We start from the raw sequence: 14,980 nt of genomic DNA, 5'->3' as shown, positions 1-14,980 counted from the left end.
CGCTGAGGGGCGCTCACCGGGCGGACCGCCCTGCCCCGGCGGACCCGTTGCGGGCCAGGAAGGTGTGCAGGATGCCGGTCTGCCATCCGGCGACGGGAGCCGTGCGCACGCCCGTGAATCCGGCGCGGGTCAGACGGGCGGTGAAGCCGGGGACGGTGTCGAAGCCGAGGACGCTCCGCCACAGGTGGTGGTAGAGCTCACGGTCCCCGCCGAGGGTCCCCGCCGGGATGATCATCCCCCGGCACACGGCCGTCCACAGGAGCCGGTGGACGGCCGAGCCGCTGAGGCTGTACTCGTGGACGGCGAGCCGGCCGCCCGGCCGGAGCAGGGACCGGACGGCTCCCAGGACGTCGTCCGGGTCGGTGACGTTGCGGAACAGGTAGGCGGCGAACACCGCATCGTAGGGTCCCTCTTCGGCGGTGGCGACCTCCTCGGCGGTCAGGTGCTGGAAGCGCACCTGTCGCGGCCACGGTTTGGCCAGTGCGCGCCGCAGCATTCCCGACGAGGCGTCGACGGCCGTGATCCGGGCGCGGGGCGCGGCCCGCAGCAGGGCCCGGGTGGAGGCCCCCGTGCCGCAACCGAGATCGAGGATGTGCAGACCGGCCCCGGCACGGGGCAGCCGGAGCCGTCGGGCCGAACGCAGCAGGTCCGTGCGGTAGCCGGGGTTGAGGGCGGTGAGCCGGTCGTAGGAGTGCGACGCGTGATCGAAGGCGCGTGCCAGGTCGTGGTCGCGCAGCAGTGTCATCGGGGGCTCTCTCCCATGCGTGGGGCGGGGTGGGGGCGTCGGGGCAGGAAGGGGAGTTCGGCGGCGGTCCTGAGCATCGGACCGGTGGGGGTGCGCAGGCCGATGCCCCACTCCTCGCGGGGTGAGGTGTCGCCGTCGAGGAAGCGCAGCAGGCGCTCCGCCGGAACACTTCGGAACAGGCCGGTGAAGAAGCCGGGACCGTCGATCCGGCCGGTGTCCAGTGCCCGCAGCAGCACCGCGTCCATGGCCCGCGCCCGCCGCCCGTGCGGGGCGGGCACGTTCACGCGGCCCTCGCGCAGGGCGCCGGCGATGGCCCGGCTCTGCCGCTGGACGGCGGAGAAGGTGTAGCCGGTCGCCGGGCGGGTGGCGCCGCCCGCCGTCCCGATACGGAAGACGCCGGGCCCGGTCCGGCGGGCGAAACGCGCGTCGGTCATGGGGATGACGCCCTGTTCCGCCGATTCGACGGTGAACGCCCCGAGGCCGAGAACGTCGCGACTGTAGTGGGCCAGCGCCGCCTCGTACTCCGCCGTGGTCAGCAGGGCCCGGGAGAACTCGGTGTACTCGACGAGCGCCCGGTCGGGGGCCAGGGGCAGCACGTAGCCGAAGGCCAGTCCGTGGCGCGGCTGCGGCACCCGGAAATCCATCAGGTCGGCGATCGCGGGATCGAACCGGTCCGCGTCCGTGCGGACGAACCAGCCGCGGAAGTGCTGCATCAGCTGTGTCCGGGCCGGTGGCAGCGAGCGCAGCGGGCGGGAGTCGAACACCTGGCGGGCGCGGAGCGTCAGCGGCCGGCCGTCGAGGGTCGTGCAGTGGACCTCCGCGCCGTCGGCCGTGCCACGCACCGTGTCCGCGGTCGCGCGCAGGACGTGGAAGCCGGGCGCACGGTCCAGCCGGGAGTGCACCAGCCGCTCGAAATCCGTGGACCGCAGCATGCGGTAGCGCAGCGGTGAGGGGTCCACGGTGATCGCACGACCGTCGCCGTCGTGAACGCGCAGCCGGGACCAGGAAGCGGTGACCGCTTCGTCGAAGTCGCCGGTGTCCCGCTCCCAGTAACACCAGGTCCGCTCGGGCGGCAGCAGCGGACCGTCCGGCGCCGCCACCAGGGTCACGGTGGGAGAACCCGCCGCCGTCAGCCGGTAGGCGAGGCTGAGCCCGGACGCGCCGCCACCGACGATGACCACGTCGGACGTTGCGCCGGACACGCCGGAACGCCGGCTCACCCGGCACGCCGTTCGACGACGGGCGTCCCGTCGGGTGCCGTGCGCAGCAGTTCGGCGTCCGCCGCCATCGCGTCGGCGACGGCTGCGACGATCCGGCGCGGATCGCTTCCCGCCGGCAGCGGCGGGGCCGTGCCCGCGACGGACCGGCCGGCGAAGCCGGTCTCCAGGTGGCCGGGCCGGATGTCCAGGACCCGGATGCCCGCGGTCCGTGCCTCGCGGCGCACGGCACCGAGCCAGGCGCTCAGCGCCGCCTTGGAGGCGCTGTAGTCGGCCATCCCCGCCTGGGGCCGCTCCGCGACGACACCGGTGAAGGCCGCGATCACCGAACCGGGAGGCATGATGCCCAGCCCGGCGCGGAAGAACGCGGCGGGCGCGAGGTGGTTGACCGCCATCAGATGCTCCGCCACCTCGTCCTCGACCACATCCGCCGCTCCGAAGGCCACCGACCCGAAGGCCGTCACGACGGCATCCAGTCCGCCCAGCGCCGCGGCGGCGTCGTGCACCGCGCGGGCACACGACTGCGGTGCGTACGCGTCGAACAGGACGGTCGGAGCGCCCGGATACGGCCGGGCGGCCCGGGCCAGGCGATCCGGGTCACGGCCGGCGAGGGCCGTGTGCGCCCCGCGGCCGGCCAGTTCGGCGGTGAGGGCACCGCCGAGGACGCCGGTGGCGCCGGCGACCAGCACGCGCGCGCCGTTGATGTCCACGTCTCACTCCCGATCGCAGGGGCGGCCCGACGGCTCCGCCCTCCGTACCCTCTGTTCCGCCGGCCGGCCCCCGGTGGATGCGCCGGACGCGGAACCTTCGCAAACGTCGTGGCATGAGGTCCCGGTGCTGCGGGCGGCCCCGGCCGCGGTCAACCGCGCGCCAGGTCGCTCAGTACCTCCCGCGCGGCCCGCGTGCCCGACGCCAGAGCACCCTGCACGGACCCGGTCGCCCGATGGTCCCCGCAGACATACCTGCCGGGGGCGTGCCGCGTGGTCCGGCTCAGCGGCCAGGGCGGCTCCATCGCGGGCAGCGCCCCCTCGACGGTGTAGACGGCCACCCGCCGCCAGCCGCCGGTCCCGGTGCCGTACAGCTCGGCCAGCCGCCGCAGCACGGCCTCCTCCCTACCGGGCCGGTCGGCGCCGAGTACGGAGGAGGAGATCAGCGCGTGGCCGGGCGGGGCGTAGCTGGGCGCGACCTCCGTGAGGACACAGGTGTTGAGCACGGTGCCGGTGCTGTCCACCACCAGGGTCGGCTCGGCCAGCGGTGGGCTTTCGGCGGCGTGGTAGTACGTCGTGACCGTACGGCCGTCCGCAACGGCCAGGCCCGGCAGCAGCCGGCCCGCCGAGGCGGCGTCCGTGGCGACCACGACGGACGGAGCCGGCAGCTCACGGCCGTCCGCCAGCAGTACGCCCGACGCGGTGACGGCGTCGACCGGCGTCTCCAGCCGCAGGACGCCGTCGGGCAGCCCGTCGGCCAACTGGGCGGGTACGGCGCCGATGCCGTCGTAGGGCAGGCAGAGCGTTCCTCTGACCATGCTCCGCCAGACCAGATGGAAGAAGCGGGCGGAGGTCGCGAGTCGGTCCTCCAGGAACACTCCGGACAGGAACGGACGCAGAATCTCGGTGACCGCCCCCGCCGACAGCCCGGCGCGGGACAGGGCGTCGGCCGTGGAGCGGTCCGGCCCTCGTTTGAGGGCCCCGGCGGGCAGGAGCGCGTCCCGTGCGGTGAGTGCCGCCATCGCGGCCAGATCACGGGCAGGCAGCACCCGCCCGGGCAACAGTTCCCCCGCCGCCTTCGGCTGCCGGGTCGGATCGGCCAGGCGGACGGGACCGGTCGAGGTGTGGGCGATGAGGCCCGGAGTGAACGGCTTCAGCCGCAGACTCCGCAGATCCAGACGCCGCTTCACCTGCGGATAGGAGGTGTTGAACACCTGGAATCCGCGGTCCAGCACAAACCCGTCGACCCGGTCCGTGCGCATCCGGCCGCCCACGCCGTCCGACGCCTCCAGCAGCACCACCCGCCGTCCCGCGCGGCACAGATCCAGGGCGCAGGCCAGGCCGGCCAGCCCCGCCCCGACGACGACGGTCTCCGGACTCCCGCGGTGCTGACTGGTCATGTCCCTCTTCCTCCCACACCGACACCCCTACGCCGAGGACCGGGATCCCGCCCTCCGGCGCGCCCGTCGGCCGTTCCCTCAGAGCCGGCCGAGCCGCGACACGGAACACGTCGTTCACCGCGCGTCCTTCGTGCGGCGACAGGACCGGGTTCCCCTGCCACCGCCACCCGAACACGTCACGTCCGGCGAGGCCAGCCGCCACTGCGGCCAGGTACCCGATGGACGCACCACATCACCTGAGCACGACGGACTCCAGCGCGGTGACCGCCTGGGCAAGACCGAGCGGATACGGCGAACCCGGCACGGTCTGCCCGGCCCAGCCGGGCCCCAGCGTCATGACGACCGGCTTCCTGCGTGCGCCCCGCACACCCCATTCGATCGCGGCCACGTACTGGGCCAGCGGCCTGCTCGCGGTGGTACGCGACTGCGCCCACAGCCCCACCGCGACCGGCCCCGTCCTGCGCACCGCGGCCACCAGCGACTCGACGGGCAGCGCAGCGCCGAACATGCGTACGGGGAGACGTCGTTCGGCCAGCGCGGCGGCCAACACCTCCAGAGGCAGCGTGTGGTTCTCCGCGGGCACACAGGCGAGCACCGTGGTCGCGCCGGGCCGGCCGGCGGCAACGGGCGGGGTATGGCGCCGCAGCACCCCGGACACATGCCAGGAAAGGAAATGCTCGACCTCGACGTACCGCTCACCCGAGCTCTCCCACTTGCGGCCGACCGCCTGCAGAGTCGGCACGATCACCTCCGACCACGCCACGACCAGGCCGTGGTCGTCGATCGCGGCTCCCAGCAACTCGTCGAGAGCGGAGGCGTCAAGGCGCAGAGCGGCACGGGCGATCCCCTTGCACTCCTGACGTACGTCGCCCAGACGCAGGCCGGAACCTGCCCCGCCCCGGATCGCCGGCAGCGGGGACGCGGTGGAGCCCATCGGGGACAGGGACGCCTCCGGATCCACCTCGTCGAGCGCCAGGCGGGCGGCCTCGGCGGGCGCGAGCCCGGTCGCCGTCAACGCGCACATCCGCTCCAGCCGTGCCACGTCCACGGCGGTCCAGCGCCGATGCCGGCCACCGGTATGCGCGGCGGGGCCCAGACCGTAACGGCTGTCCCACGAACGGACCGTGGTGGGCGCCACCCCCAGACGCCTCGCCACCTCACCGGTGGTCAGGCCGCCTCCACGCGACACACCTCTGGGATCAACGTCGTCTCCGCCCGGGTCCACCCGCCCACTGTACGACGCACAACCGACGCATGTTGTCCGGCGTCGGCTCAGCTCACAAGAGTGGCACCCGAACGCCCGGCCAGGACGGCGCACTTGCGTGCCGGACCGGTTCGCCCCACGCCCTTCCGGCCCCGCGCTCGACGTACGGCAGGAGGACCAACCCCATGACCACGGACACGCGATCCACCGGTTCCCGGTCCCCGGACGCCGCGGAGGAAGAGCCCTACGAGGACGAACTCGCCCAAGGCCTCCGCGCATCGGACGAGGTCGCGTTCGCAGCCGTCTACCGGCGCTGGGGCTCCCTCGTCCACACCATGGCCACACGCTCTCTCGGCGACGCCCATGAGGCCGAGGACGTGACTCAGCAGGTGTTCCTCGGCGCCTGGCGCGGCCGGGACGGCTACCGTCCCGAGCGGGGACCACTCGGCGCCTGGCTGGTCGGCATCACCCGCCGGAAGATCATCGACGCGCTGGCAGCCAGAACAAGGCGTCTCACACTGATCGACTCGATGACAGCCGACGCCGACGCACAGCGCCACGAGGCAGGCGCACCGGACGACATCCTGGACCGGGTGCTCCTGGCCGATGCCCTCTCCCGGCTGCCGCGCCCGCAGCGCGAGGTGCTGTGCATGGCGTTCTACGAGGACCTGACCCAGACCCAGATCGCCCACCGCACCGACCTGCCCCTCGGCACCGTGAAGAGCCACACCCGGCGCGGACTGCATCGGCTGCGTGAAGGGATCGAACAAGGCCGGACCGGCGGGAACACCGCGTAGGCTCACCGAAATTCCGCCCGCCACACGCATCCGTCACGCCGTCCGCACACGAAACGGCTACGACGCTCCGCAACCGGCGCGACCGGCACGGACACAGGAACGGGAGGGCATCGGTGCCACACGTCGAACCCGCACGCCTGGCGGAACTGGCCCTCGGAAACAACACCTCGGACATCGAACCCAGCACCCTGCGGCACATCGCCGCATGCGACTGCTGCCGGCAGGAACTGAGCCGGATGACACGCGTCGTGATCGCCGCACGCAGTGTGGAAGAGGCAGACCTCCCGACCGCCCCTCCCGACCGGGTCTGGCAACACCTCGCCCAGAACCTGTCCGAACCGCAAGAGAAGACGGACGCGCCACCCTGGGCGAAACCGGCTCCCGTCCCCTCCGCGCCCTCGGCCGGGAGCCGGCTTCGCCCCCACAACTCCGCCGACACCCGCATCCGGACGATCCGCCTCACGCTCGGGCTGCTCTCCGGGATCATCGTCCTCTGGTGGTGGAGCCGTTCAACCAGAACGGCGGCACGACCCGAGACGTCCTGACCACGACCGGCCGTTACAGCCGCCGGGGCCGCTGCCGTCCAGGACGAACAGCGGAGTCAGAAACCGACGCTGTCGGGGATCTTGAAGAGTACGAGTTCAGGGACCCAGATGGCGGCCGGGCCCCGCTTGCCCGGCGTTGAGCCGTTTCGCCAAGCCAACACCCTGACATCTGTCAGGAACGCGACGTCCCAGGCACGGCCTACCGTTCGAGGCGCCGACTCGGAGGGCCTCTTGGCCGCTACGGCAGCCCGGGCAGGAACGACATGATCGCTCCGGCCGGGTGACAGCAGTGGAATGTGACGACATGACGAAGGTCCCGGCAGACGAGCATGACGGCAATCGGCCGATCTGCGGGCGCTCCCGGCCCTTCGACCAAGGAGAAGACATGCGCAGTATCCGCCGGATCTTCAGCGTGGGAACGGCCGCGCTCGTGCTCGGGGCAGGGCTTGTGGCCGGTTCTTCCGGTGCGGCTCAAGCGGCGGCGTCGGACTGCACGGGAGGTGCGAAGGGTTTCACCGACATCCCGGACAGTCTCAGCGGTCGCGCTGTGGCGGGGGCGGGGGCAGTGACGGTCGACTTTCCCGCCAACGTGCCGTACGCCGTCGCCTCGTACGCGATGCAGACCGGCAACGTCGGCGGCAGAGAGATGGGCTGGGGCGTCCTGAGCACCAGCTCCAGCCTGTGGGGCGCCGGCGCCGTAGGCAGGGTCTGGATGGATGTCACCAACGACGGCACGAACTCGTGGATCCAGTGCGGCCCGTTCGACGCGAGGGGCGGCGCAAGGATCACGACCGCGGCCTACCCGACCAGCAGCTCGGCAAGCCGGGCCTTCCGTGTCTGCGCACAGGTGGTCACCCCTTCCCCCATCGGCGCCATCAACTGCACCCCCTGGTGGTAGCCCCCGACTCTTGCGAACAGGACCTGTCCGCAAGCCTGCTTGGCCGCCGCTTCCTTCTGTTCTGGCGCGGCTCGACGGCGTGGTTCAACCTGAGACAGTGCCTGGTTGCCGCAGGGCTGGGTGTCGCCTGGCTGGTACAGCGCCTCGACGAAGCTGAAGCCGTCGGGATCCCGGATCCACTCCACGGCGCCCTCATCTTCGGCCTGAATCCCGACACCGCTTAGCGCTACGTCGACGCCTTCTACGGCCGTGCTGATTTTTCCGCCCCTGAGTAGAGGCCGCACCGAGGTGAGAAACTGCGTCACATCCTCCTTCCGCTGGCCAGCGCGCCACGAGGCTCGACGGTGCTCCGCCGCCACCCTCACCTACGAGCAGGTCGCGTAGAACGCATGCCCCTCCGGCCCGGGCCGGGCGCGAGGCAGCACGTCCTGCCATCAGAGGGCCGGGAATCCGGGCCCCGCACGGCCGGTACTCCGTCGGCGGCATGATGCCGCCGGGTCTGCGGCGGTTGCGTGGGAGGGTTGCCGTGCGCGGCACACGTACGGGCACGGCATCGAGGCCGTCTCCGCTTCCTGTCGCGGGGGTGAGGACGGCGAAGGGCTGGCGGCCGGATCCAGTCCGGCCGCCAGCCCTTCGCCTGTGTGCCTAGCGCGGCAGCACCAGCGGGTCCGTCAGGTTCCCGCGGCTGACGTATCCCGCCAGCATGCGGCGCTCACCGGGGCGCTGCCCATGTTGCCGCCGAGGGACACGCGGCCGGCCTCTACGTCCGTACAGCAGCGCTCGCCAGCCCGCGCCCTTGAAGGGCACGCTCGCTCTCTTCTGCCCGCAGTTGGACAGCGTCACCCGCTGCGCCAGGACTCCAGCCGCTGCGCGACGGTGCGTAGGTCGGCTTCCTGAGCGCGGACCGCCTGGGCGAGCTCGTACAGATCATCGTCCTTGGCCTGGAGCGGTTGGCCGGAGAGGTGCATGTACTGGCTGGTGCAGGCCCATCCGATGACGAGGTTGTAATCGGTGAAGGGGCGCAGCAGCAGTGCGGTGTGCAGGAAGGTCGCGGCCCGGGAGGCGGGTTCCTCGTAGTACAGGACGCCGCGCTCGCGCTCGAATGTGTGCCGGTCGGCCATGAACCCCAGCGCGCCCCAGTCCGCGATGGGCACGTTCAGCGGGGAGATCGCCGACTGGATCTGCAGGACCCAGCCGACATCGACGCGGATGATCGAGCTCACCGCTGTCCCACAGGGAAGCGAGCCTCGATGCCAGGCAGTACCCGGGTCGCTTCCGCAACGGCACCTTCTACGAAGGCGAGTCGGTCAGCCTCTTCCACCGTCACATCATGCACGTGCTGCTTCAGACTCCGGCCCGTCAGAGCCGCCCGATCACGCAGCCGCGCCATCTCTTCTTCGCTGAATTCCACATTGAGTGCAGGCATAGACTCAAGGTACCTCGTCAGGTACCAAATGAGGTACCCGTTGCCCCCACCCCCGCCTCGTACCGCGCGGACGCCAGCCGGGCCGAGACGACGCCGCGACCAGAAGGGCAGAGGGGCGACCGACCGCTCCCCAAGATCTGTGACAGAGCCCCGCTGACACCTCACAGCCAAGTGCGTCGTGTTGTCGTTACGGGTATGTCGGTTCGTCTGCGTGGAGGGCTCCTGCCCACGCAAGACCTTCGCTGAGAAAACCGCTCCGTGCTGCCGGCATCCGCAACGGTGCCACCCGCCTGGCGGTGGAACTCGCCGCATGGGGCGTCCCTCTGGCGCCGCCAGAGCGCCACGGCGAAGCCGCCGTTGGTGAGCAAGAAGTATGTGCGGAGAATGCTGCAGCAGATGGAGAGTGGGGAGCCGGTACGGCTCACCGTCGGCATGATGACGATGAAGGGGCTCGCCTGACTCGCTTTCGTCGCCGAGGAGTTCGGGTACGCGTACGCGGACCTGAAGGTGACCGGCGACAACAAGCTCATGCTGAGCGTGGTCCCCGACCCCAGCACTCGGGCCCGGGAGCGCGCCGCGCAGAACTGGGCGCGCTACCCGGACGCGACCGACGGGGTATCGCTGCCGCCTGTCGTGCACGAGACGGTCGAACTTCTCAGGGCCCGCACGGTGTTCGACCTCGGCCGTCAGTTCACCGACAAGCAGCGGGTGGCGATCGCGAGGTTCGTCATCACCATGAGCGTCGCGGTCGGTGGCCACAGGTTCGCGGACGGTACCGCTGACGTCGTCATCGCCGTGAGCGTGTGGGCCGGGCTCATGGCCCTGCTGCCCGTCGGGGTCCTCGTCAGTCGGCATTACGACGCCCAGGCTGCCGCCCAGTTGGAGGCTGCCGGGTTCACGGCAGTGACCGACCCGAGCGGGCGGCTGCGGTACGTGCCGCCAGGCAGGCAGCATCCCGGACACGGCAATCCGTTCGTTGGAGGGGCGTAAGAGCCTACGGCAACCACTCTGGCCTCGGGCCCGGATCTGTCCACTGCCGCGCTGTACAGAGCTTCCTAGCTCAGCCCCCCGGCAGAGCTGACTGGCCTGCTGTAGGACCTCGCGTTCAAAAGCATCCTCTGACGTGCAGCGGCGTCACGAGACGGGGATCGAAGTGCTGGGACGCAGACACGGCCCCGGTCAGAAGCGGCCCATTGAACCGGAGCTAGGCGGCCTTCGGCCACCGCTCGGAAGAGGAACGCGGCCGGGACGACTGTCCCCGCGCGCGGCGCAACGGCTGCTCTGTATGAAGCCACCGCAGGTATATCTGCTGGGCCTGGTCGTCGTAGTCCGTTCCGGGGTGCTCCCTGCGGGGGAACATCTCCTCGAGGCGGGTCTTGGACTTGGGCTTCAGGAAGGCTTTGTGCCAGGCGCCGAACCAGGGATCCAGTTTCTCCACCTTGATGTCGCAGGCTTCGAGGAAGGCGAAGTACTGCATGAGGTCGGTCGGCAGAGCCCGGCCGTTGATGATGCTGTGGATGGTGCTCCGCGGGAGCCGTCCCGTCCCGGCCCTGGCCTCCATCGTGCGCAGGGTGGGGCGTGCGGCATACCGGTAGGCGTCCCGCAGAGCCCCCGAGAGGTCGGCGGCATCGCGGACGAACTCGGGCCGGGGCCTCACACTCGAGCGCTTGGCGGCGCGTGCCGCCCTCTTTTTGCTGGCGTCGGCCAGGAACCACAACTCGTCCGCGCTGGAGGGTTCGACACCGCACACGGTGAGGAAGTCCTGGACGAGGGAGAGATGGGGAGGGGTGTCTCCGGCGGTGGCCCGTTTGTACGCTGCCGGCGACCAGTTCCCGCGCACAGCCATCTGCGCGTAGGTGAGGCCACTGCGTTCGCGGACCTCGCGCAGATACACGGCGAGGTCCCATACCGCGCCCAGACAGAGGAAGCGCGGCAGCAGTTCCCGCTGCGGGCGCCCACGGCGCGCCATGATTACTGCACCTCGCTTCCGTCGCCCGGGCCCGCCCACTGCCGCGCCCTGTTCTTCAGCTGGGCAACGCCTTCCGCGCGCGCGTTCCTCATGCTGCCGGTGAACAGCACGCCGCCCGCGACGGTGCCGACACCGCCCAGCAGCCACAGGATCTGGGGGACGGTCATGGGGGAGAGGAGGATGAGAAGGACGGCAGCGGCGAGGAACGCCACGATGACCACGGCTTCCGCCATGCCGAAGCGCGGGGGAGGGGAGTATGGGGACGAGGGCAGTGCCTCGGAGGTGCGGCTCAAGAGGGTCTCCTGGTCCGCCCGGCGGCGCCAGATGGTCACCGCCGGGCTGCTACTGGCTCCAACTAGCCGATCTCGCGAGGCGATTGGCGTCACCTCAAGCGCGACATCGGGTCCGAAATCACCAGGATCCCAGCCTCGTCACCCTCCGTACATGTCTCCTCATATTGGTTCAGAAACCGTCTGAGTAGCCCGCCTGGTTCCGTAAGCCTCTGCACGCCTCTTGCCAGTGCGTTTGCCGCGCACTGCGAAATTGGCTCCAGTTCTGTCCCCCGTAGCGGGCTTGAGAAAGTGCTGGTGAGCGCCGAAAGTTGTCCCATCTTGATGTGCGGGACTCGACCGGTTGGTGGTCGAGGCCCTACCCGGTATCGGGCCCTGAACTGCTACTGGCTCCAACCACGGCATTCCCAGGGGGCACACTGCTGGCCACGTTGGCGCGTGAACCAGCGCCGAAGCCGATGCGCCGCCATCGCGGGCGTCGGCTTCCGCCGTACCCGGGCCCCAGCCTCGCCGCGCACCGGACTCCACCCAAGCGTCTATGCCACTCGGGCCGCCCCGGATGCGGATATCGGCGTTTTTCAGCCGCCCCCTGTTGTGGTGGCTGGTTTGGGTGCATGGTGTGGGTGCGGGTACCGAGCCACCCCCGGGTGAGGTTTCCCCACTTGGCCGGGTCCTGCCGTCGCTGACGGCGGGACCCGCCGCGCCTCCCGGCTCTCCACGGGAGGCATGCGGCTGCCCGCACCCCGCCCGCCCCCCATCCCGCACGGCTGCTCCGAGCGCGCCCGGCCACCCGCCCCGGGAAGCCGGGCTGCCGCGGACGGGGCTGACAGCGCGACCTCGATACTCCACTCCGCCTCTTGCGATCATCGTAAGAATTTACGACAATCGGAAAATGGATCTCGTCAATGAACTCGCCGCTCTGCTCTGCCCGTTGCCCGAGCCGGGGAGCGTGACCCCGGAGGACTGCTTCCCCGACGCCTTCGAGGAGGCCGAACGGGAGCGCTCGCAGTACGCCGACAATCTGGAGGCCGCCGCCTTCGCAACCGAAGGCGATCCCCTGATCCTGGCCCTGGAACAGGCTCAGGCGCAGAAGGAAGAGGCCGACCGCCGCATCCGCCTGATCCTCGCCTACGCCCGGGAGTTCCAGCCAGGGCGCCGCTACCCCCTGCGGGAACTCGGCCAGGCCTCCGGCTATACGACCTCGGGCACGTACACCGCCTACGGCACTGCGGAGATCGACCTGGTGCAGAGCCGGATCCACCGCTCCCCCCGGCGTCCCGCCCCTGGCAAGACGCCGGCGTGAGCAACACCGGGACCGCCCCCGGCCGGCCACGCGCAGTAGCCCGTGGGGCGGCGGCGCGCCGTCTGCCGAAGTTCCTTCTCCGGCGACGCAGAGACCACGTTCCAGCCCGGTCCTGTACCGAGCACTGAACAGGAACGCCGGAGATAACCGCCCGGTGCTCACCCGCGGGCTTGTTCAGAGCGCCCGAGCTCGCCTGTCACCTGAGTGTGGACAGCCCGGCCCGCGTCTCCAGGGCTATCGGCGCCGCCGAACCGGCGCCCCTGACGCCGGTCATCACCGAGCACGGCAGCTTCAAGACCCGCGGACTGCGAGGGGCGGGGGTGCGGTCGCGGTGCCCCCGCGGGAGGGCGGCACCTGGTCACCGGCGGCCAGCCACCCGACGAGGATCTGGCGCCGCAGATCGTTCCCCCACCAGCAAGGGATGCGCCCGAGCAGTGCCCGACTGTCGGTAGCGTGAGGACCGTGATGGTGGGAACGGAGGAGACCCGGCTGGTGGTGCTGCGCGGCAACAGCGCGTCGGGCAAGTCGTCGGTCGCGGCCGGTCTGCGAGAACGGTTCGGGCGTGGTCTGGCGCTGGTGGGCCAGGACAATCTCCGCCGGATCGTGCTGCGCGAGCGCGACCGGCCCGGCGCGGCGAACATCGGCCTGATCGACGTGACAGCCCGCTACGCCCTGGACGCCGGGTTCCACGTCGTGATCGAAGGCATCCTCTACGCCGACCACTACGGCGACATGCTCGCCAGACTGCGCGCCGATCACCGCGGCCCGAGCCACGGCTACTACCTGGACGTGCCGTTCGCCGAGACTCTCGCCCGGCACGCCACCAAGCCGATCGCCGATGACGTCAACGAGACACAACTACGTGAGTGGTACCGGCCCTTCGATCTGCTGCCCGGCGGCGGTGAGAGGGTCATCGGCGCCTGCAGCGCCCTGACCGAGACCATCGAGCACATCTTCCTCGACACGGGCCTGGCCCGTCTGCCTGCAGTGGATCGGTGACCGGCACTACGTTCCGGCTGCGACGCACCGTTGATGAGGGGTGCCCGGCGGCAGCATCGGCTTCGAGGTGATGGGTGCCGCCGGGCACCATCAGCCTGGCACAGCGCACTGACACCGCCGAGAGCACGATGATGGCGACCGCAGACAACCTCGCACTCCCGAGTCCCGGTCGATGCCGCCCACGCGCGACGGCCGGATGGGGGCGCAGAGCGCTGGACGGTGAGTACGTGGCTTCAGATTTTCCAGGAGCGCAGCGTTTCGGCGACGGTGTACACGCTCACGCGGGTGTCGCGGACCTTGCGGACGAGGTCGGACAGGGCTCCGTAGGGCGGATCGACCCCTTCGCCGGACTGGTCCATGTACTGGGCGGCGACGAAAGCAGCGAAAAGACCATTGCGGTGCGGTAGTGGCTCGAGACGCACGATCGAGTGCAAGAGCGCAGCCGCGCGCCAGGCCACATCGGGGTCGGCGGATTCCAGTGTCGGCATCCGGGTCTTGTGCCGTGCGACGGCCGCCACCAGTGCGGAGTAGTCGGTGACTGCGACTTCTCGTTTTGATGTCACCGAGGGTTCTCATCGAGGTGTCATGTATCTCTGCTGGTCAGGGCATGGAAGTGGCGACGTCGAGTGAGAAGCCTTGGTGACATCATGTGAGAATTCCCAGCGCGCTGAAATGAGAAGTCCATAGGAGTTGGCTATCTGACCTGCTGTTTTGTGATTCGTCCTTGAGCGAGTGCCGTGCGTGGTGGCCGCGAAACCTGATCATCGAGGGCCGTCGCAAGGGCGAATAAAACCGAACTCTGTGATTGGGTTTTACAGGTCACTTTCTGTCGACCGGTCGACATCGCTGTACTGCCGAGGGTCGGGACCGAGCGGCAGTACGCGAGACATGGAATGTCCGGCGATTGAGAGCCCCAGTGTGCGTGGGGAAGACCGGTGCTGACAACACCGCGCTGTCAGCGCGCAGGAGGCACCCCGTGTGCACGGGGAAGGCAGGTAGAGGCAGCGCTCGGTGGGGATGCGCGAGGAGACACCCCCGTGCGCACGGGGAAGACCGGCGTATCGACGGAGCTGCGGCCGCCTGATGGGAGACACCCCCGTGCGCACGGGGAAGACGGGCCGCCCATCTACGACCGGCACTCTCTGACGGAGACACCCCCGTGCGCACGGGGAAGACGATCCCATGAGGTCCCCATAGACCACGTCACCGGAGACACCCCCGTGCGCACGGGGAAGACAGATGCTGGGCAAACAGCTGGGCAATGACGTCGGAGACACCCCCGTGCGCACGGGGAAGACCCTTACTCACCTGCAGCTTTGAAGATCATTAGAGTCTTTTTTGTTTACTTTACATGATCTGGCTCTGCTGAGAGCCGCTGCCTGGCGGCGCTCGTTTTTTTGGTGCTTCGGGCCTGAATCGCCTGACTGGCAGGTGGATTTGAGCACGCCATTCGAGCGGTGTTCATTCCTATTTGCGGGGC

Annotated in this window: 17 protein-coding genes and 1 CRISPR repeat array; of the genes, 7 read left to right on the top strand and 10 right to left on the bottom strand. The window is 70.2% G+C overall.

Annotation, left to right across the window (positions count from 1 at the left end; genetic code table 11):
- Positions 1–13: 13 nt before the first annotated feature.
- The 5 genes from ACIBLC_RS37105 to ACIBLC_RS37085 all read right to left on the bottom strand — a co-directional run bounded on the left by ACIBLC_RS37105 (position 14) and on the right by ACIBLC_RS37085 (position 5,294).
- Complete coding sequence (locus ACIBLC_RS37105) at positions 14–745, bottom strand: methyltransferase domain-containing protein (protein ID WP_399215850.1); 732 nt, start codon at positions 743–745, stop codon at positions 14–16.
- A complete protein-coding gene (locus ACIBLC_RS37100; RefSeq protein ID WP_399215849.1) occupies positions 742–1,947 on the bottom strand; it encodes a lycopene cyclase family protein in 1,206 nt (401 codons plus the stop codon). The genes ACIBLC_RS37105 and ACIBLC_RS37100 overlap by 4 nt, the downstream gene beginning before the upstream one ends.
- A gap of 14 nt (positions 1,948–1,961) precedes the next feature.
- A complete protein-coding gene (locus ACIBLC_RS37095) occupies positions 1,962–2,672 on the bottom strand; it encodes an SDR family NAD(P)-dependent oxidoreductase (protein WP_399215848.1) in 711 nt (236 codons plus the stop codon).
- A gap of 149 nt (positions 2,673–2,821) precedes the next feature.
- A complete protein-coding gene (locus ACIBLC_RS37090; RefSeq protein WP_399215847.1) occupies positions 2,822–4,069 on the bottom strand; it encodes an NAD(P)/FAD-dependent oxidoreductase in 1,248 nt (415 codons plus the stop codon).
- A gap of 232 nt (positions 4,070–4,301) precedes the next feature.
- Complete coding sequence (locus ACIBLC_RS37085; protein ID WP_399215846.1) at positions 4,302–5,294, bottom strand: MerR family transcriptional regulator; 993 nt, start codon at positions 5,292–5,294, stop codon at positions 4,302–4,304.
- 164 nt (positions 5,295–5,458) lie between these two features.
- Between ACIBLC_RS37085 and ACIBLC_RS37080 the strand changes: the two genes are divergently transcribed.
- The 4 genes from ACIBLC_RS37080 to ACIBLC_RS37065 all read left to right on the top strand — a co-directional run bounded on the left by ACIBLC_RS37080 (position 5,459) and on the right by ACIBLC_RS37065 (position 7,737).
- Complete coding sequence (locus ACIBLC_RS37080; protein WP_399215845.1) at positions 5,459–6,070, top strand: sigma-70 family RNA polymerase sigma factor; 612 nt, start codon at positions 5,459–5,461, stop codon at positions 6,068–6,070.
- 113 nt (positions 6,071–6,183) lie between these two features.
- Positions 6,184–6,615 carry a hypothetical protein gene (locus ACIBLC_RS37075; RefSeq protein WP_399215844.1) on the top strand — a complete coding sequence of 144 codons (432 nt, stop codon included), beginning with the start codon at positions 6,184–6,186 and terminating at the stop codon, positions 6,613–6,615.
- A gap of 385 nt (positions 6,616–7,000) precedes the next feature.
- Positions 7,001–7,513 carry a hypothetical protein gene (locus ACIBLC_RS37070; RefSeq protein ID WP_399215843.1) on the top strand — a complete coding sequence of 171 codons (513 nt, stop codon included), beginning with the start codon at positions 7,001–7,003 and terminating at the stop codon, positions 7,511–7,513.
- Positions 7,507–7,737: a hypothetical protein gene (locus ACIBLC_RS37065; protein WP_399215842.1), complete on the top strand. Its 231-nt coding sequence runs from the start codon at positions 7,507–7,509 to the stop codon at positions 7,735–7,737. The genes ACIBLC_RS37070 and ACIBLC_RS37065 overlap by 7 nt, the downstream gene beginning before the upstream one ends.
- A gap of 615 nt (positions 7,738–8,352) precedes the next feature.
- Here the strand turns inward: ACIBLC_RS37065 and ACIBLC_RS37060 are convergent.
- Both ACIBLC_RS37060 and ACIBLC_RS37055 read right to left on the bottom strand, forming a co-directional pair.
- Entirely contained in the window at positions 8,353–8,736 is a 384-nt protein-coding gene (locus ACIBLC_RS37060) for a hypothetical protein (RefSeq protein WP_399215841.1), read from the bottom strand.
- On the bottom strand, positions 8,733–8,939 hold the full coding sequence (locus ACIBLC_RS37055; RefSeq protein ID WP_399215840.1) for a hypothetical protein: 207 nt from the start codon (positions 8,937–8,939) through the stop codon (positions 8,733–8,735). The genes ACIBLC_RS37060 and ACIBLC_RS37055 overlap by 4 nt, the downstream gene beginning before the upstream one ends.
- 507 nt (positions 8,940–9,446) lie before the next feature.
- On the opposite strand from ACIBLC_RS37055, the gene ACIBLC_RS37050 reads away from it, so the two are divergent.
- Entirely contained in the window at positions 9,447–9,929 is a 483-nt protein-coding gene (locus ACIBLC_RS37050; RefSeq protein WP_399215839.1) for a hypothetical protein, read from the top strand.
- Positions 9,930–10,143: 214 nt separating this feature from the next.
- Here the strand turns inward: ACIBLC_RS37050 and ACIBLC_RS37045 are convergent, their stop codons facing one another.
- The gene (locus ACIBLC_RS37045) at positions 10,144–10,908 is read right to left on the bottom strand and encodes a helix-turn-helix domain-containing protein (RefSeq protein WP_399215838.1); all 765 of its coding nucleotides are present in this window, start codon (positions 10,906–10,908) and stop codon (positions 10,144–10,146) included.
- Positions 10,909–10,910: 2 nt separating this feature from the next.
- Positions 10,911–11,201: a hypothetical protein gene (locus ACIBLC_RS37040; protein ID WP_399215837.1), complete on the bottom strand. Its 291-nt coding sequence runs from the start codon at positions 11,199–11,201 to the stop codon at positions 10,911–10,913.
- 889 nt (positions 11,202–12,090) lie between these two features.
- On the opposite strand from ACIBLC_RS37040, the gene ACIBLC_RS37035 reads away from it, so the two are divergent.
- A complete protein-coding gene (locus ACIBLC_RS37035) occupies positions 12,091–12,501 on the top strand; it encodes a hypothetical protein (protein ID WP_399215836.1) in 411 nt (136 codons plus the stop codon).
- A gap of 465 nt (positions 12,502–12,966) precedes the next feature.
- Positions 12,967–13,500, top strand: coding sequence for an AAA family ATPase (locus ACIBLC_RS37030; protein WP_399215894.1), 534 nt, complete (start codon positions 12,967–12,969; stop codon positions 13,498–13,500).
- Positions 13,501–13,733: 233 nt separating this feature from the next.
- On the opposite strand, the gene ACIBLC_RS37025 is transcribed toward ACIBLC_RS37030, so the two are convergent.
- A complete protein-coding gene (locus tag ACIBLC_RS37025) occupies positions 13,734–14,063 on the bottom strand; it encodes a toxin Doc (RefSeq protein ID WP_399215835.1) in 330 nt (109 codons plus the stop codon).
- Between the two features lie 342 nt (positions 14,064–14,405).
- Positions 14,406–14,798: a CRISPR direct-repeat array (repeat unit 29 nt; unit sequence GGAGACACCCCCGTGCGCACGGGGAAGAC).
- Positions 14,799–14,980 lie beyond the last annotated feature (182 nt).

Origin of the sequence: Streptomyces sp. NPDC050535 (assembly GCF_044457665.1) — a bacterium.
Taxonomy (GTDB): domain Bacteria; phylum Actinomycetota; class Actinomycetes; order Streptomycetales; family Streptomycetaceae; genus Streptomyces.
Note: the sequence above shows the minus strand (reverse complement) of the source record. Positions and strands in the feature narration are given on the sequence as shown.

What these genes read in the sequence shown, in the direction of transcription:
- ACIBLC_RS37105 (WP_399215850.1), bottom strand. Translation starts at nt 745, where the DNA reads ATGACACTGCTGCGCGACCACGACCTGGCACGCGCCTTCGATCACGCG.
- ACIBLC_RS37090 (WP_399215847.1), bottom strand. Translation starts at nt 4,069, where the DNA reads ATGACCAGTCAGCACCGCGGGAGTCCGGAGACCGTCGTCGTCGGGGCG.
- ACIBLC_RS37080 (WP_399215845.1), top strand. Translation starts at nt 5,459, where the DNA reads ATGACCACGGACACGCGATCCACCGGTTCCCGGTCCCCGGACGCCGCG.
- ACIBLC_RS37070 (WP_399215843.1), top strand. Translation starts at nt 7,001, where the DNA reads ATGCGCAGTATCCGCCGGATCTTCAGCGTGGGAACGGCCGCGCTCGTG.
- ACIBLC_RS37055 (WP_399215840.1), bottom strand. Translation starts at nt 8,939, where the DNA reads ATGCCTGCACTCAATGTGGAATTCAGCGAAGAAGAGATGGCGCGGCTG.
- ACIBLC_RS37045 (WP_399215838.1), bottom strand. Translation starts at nt 10,908, where the DNA reads ATGGCGCGCCGTGGGCGCCCGCAGCGGGAACTGCTGCCGCGCTTCCTC.
- ACIBLC_RS37035 (WP_399215836.1), top strand. Translation starts at nt 12,091, where the DNA reads ATGGATCTCGTCAATGAACTCGCCGCTCTGCTCTGCCCGTTGCCCGAG.
- ACIBLC_RS37030 (WP_399215894.1), top strand. Translation starts at nt 12,967, where the DNA reads ATGGTGGGAACGGAGGAGACCCGGCTGGTGGTGCTGCGCGGCAACAGC.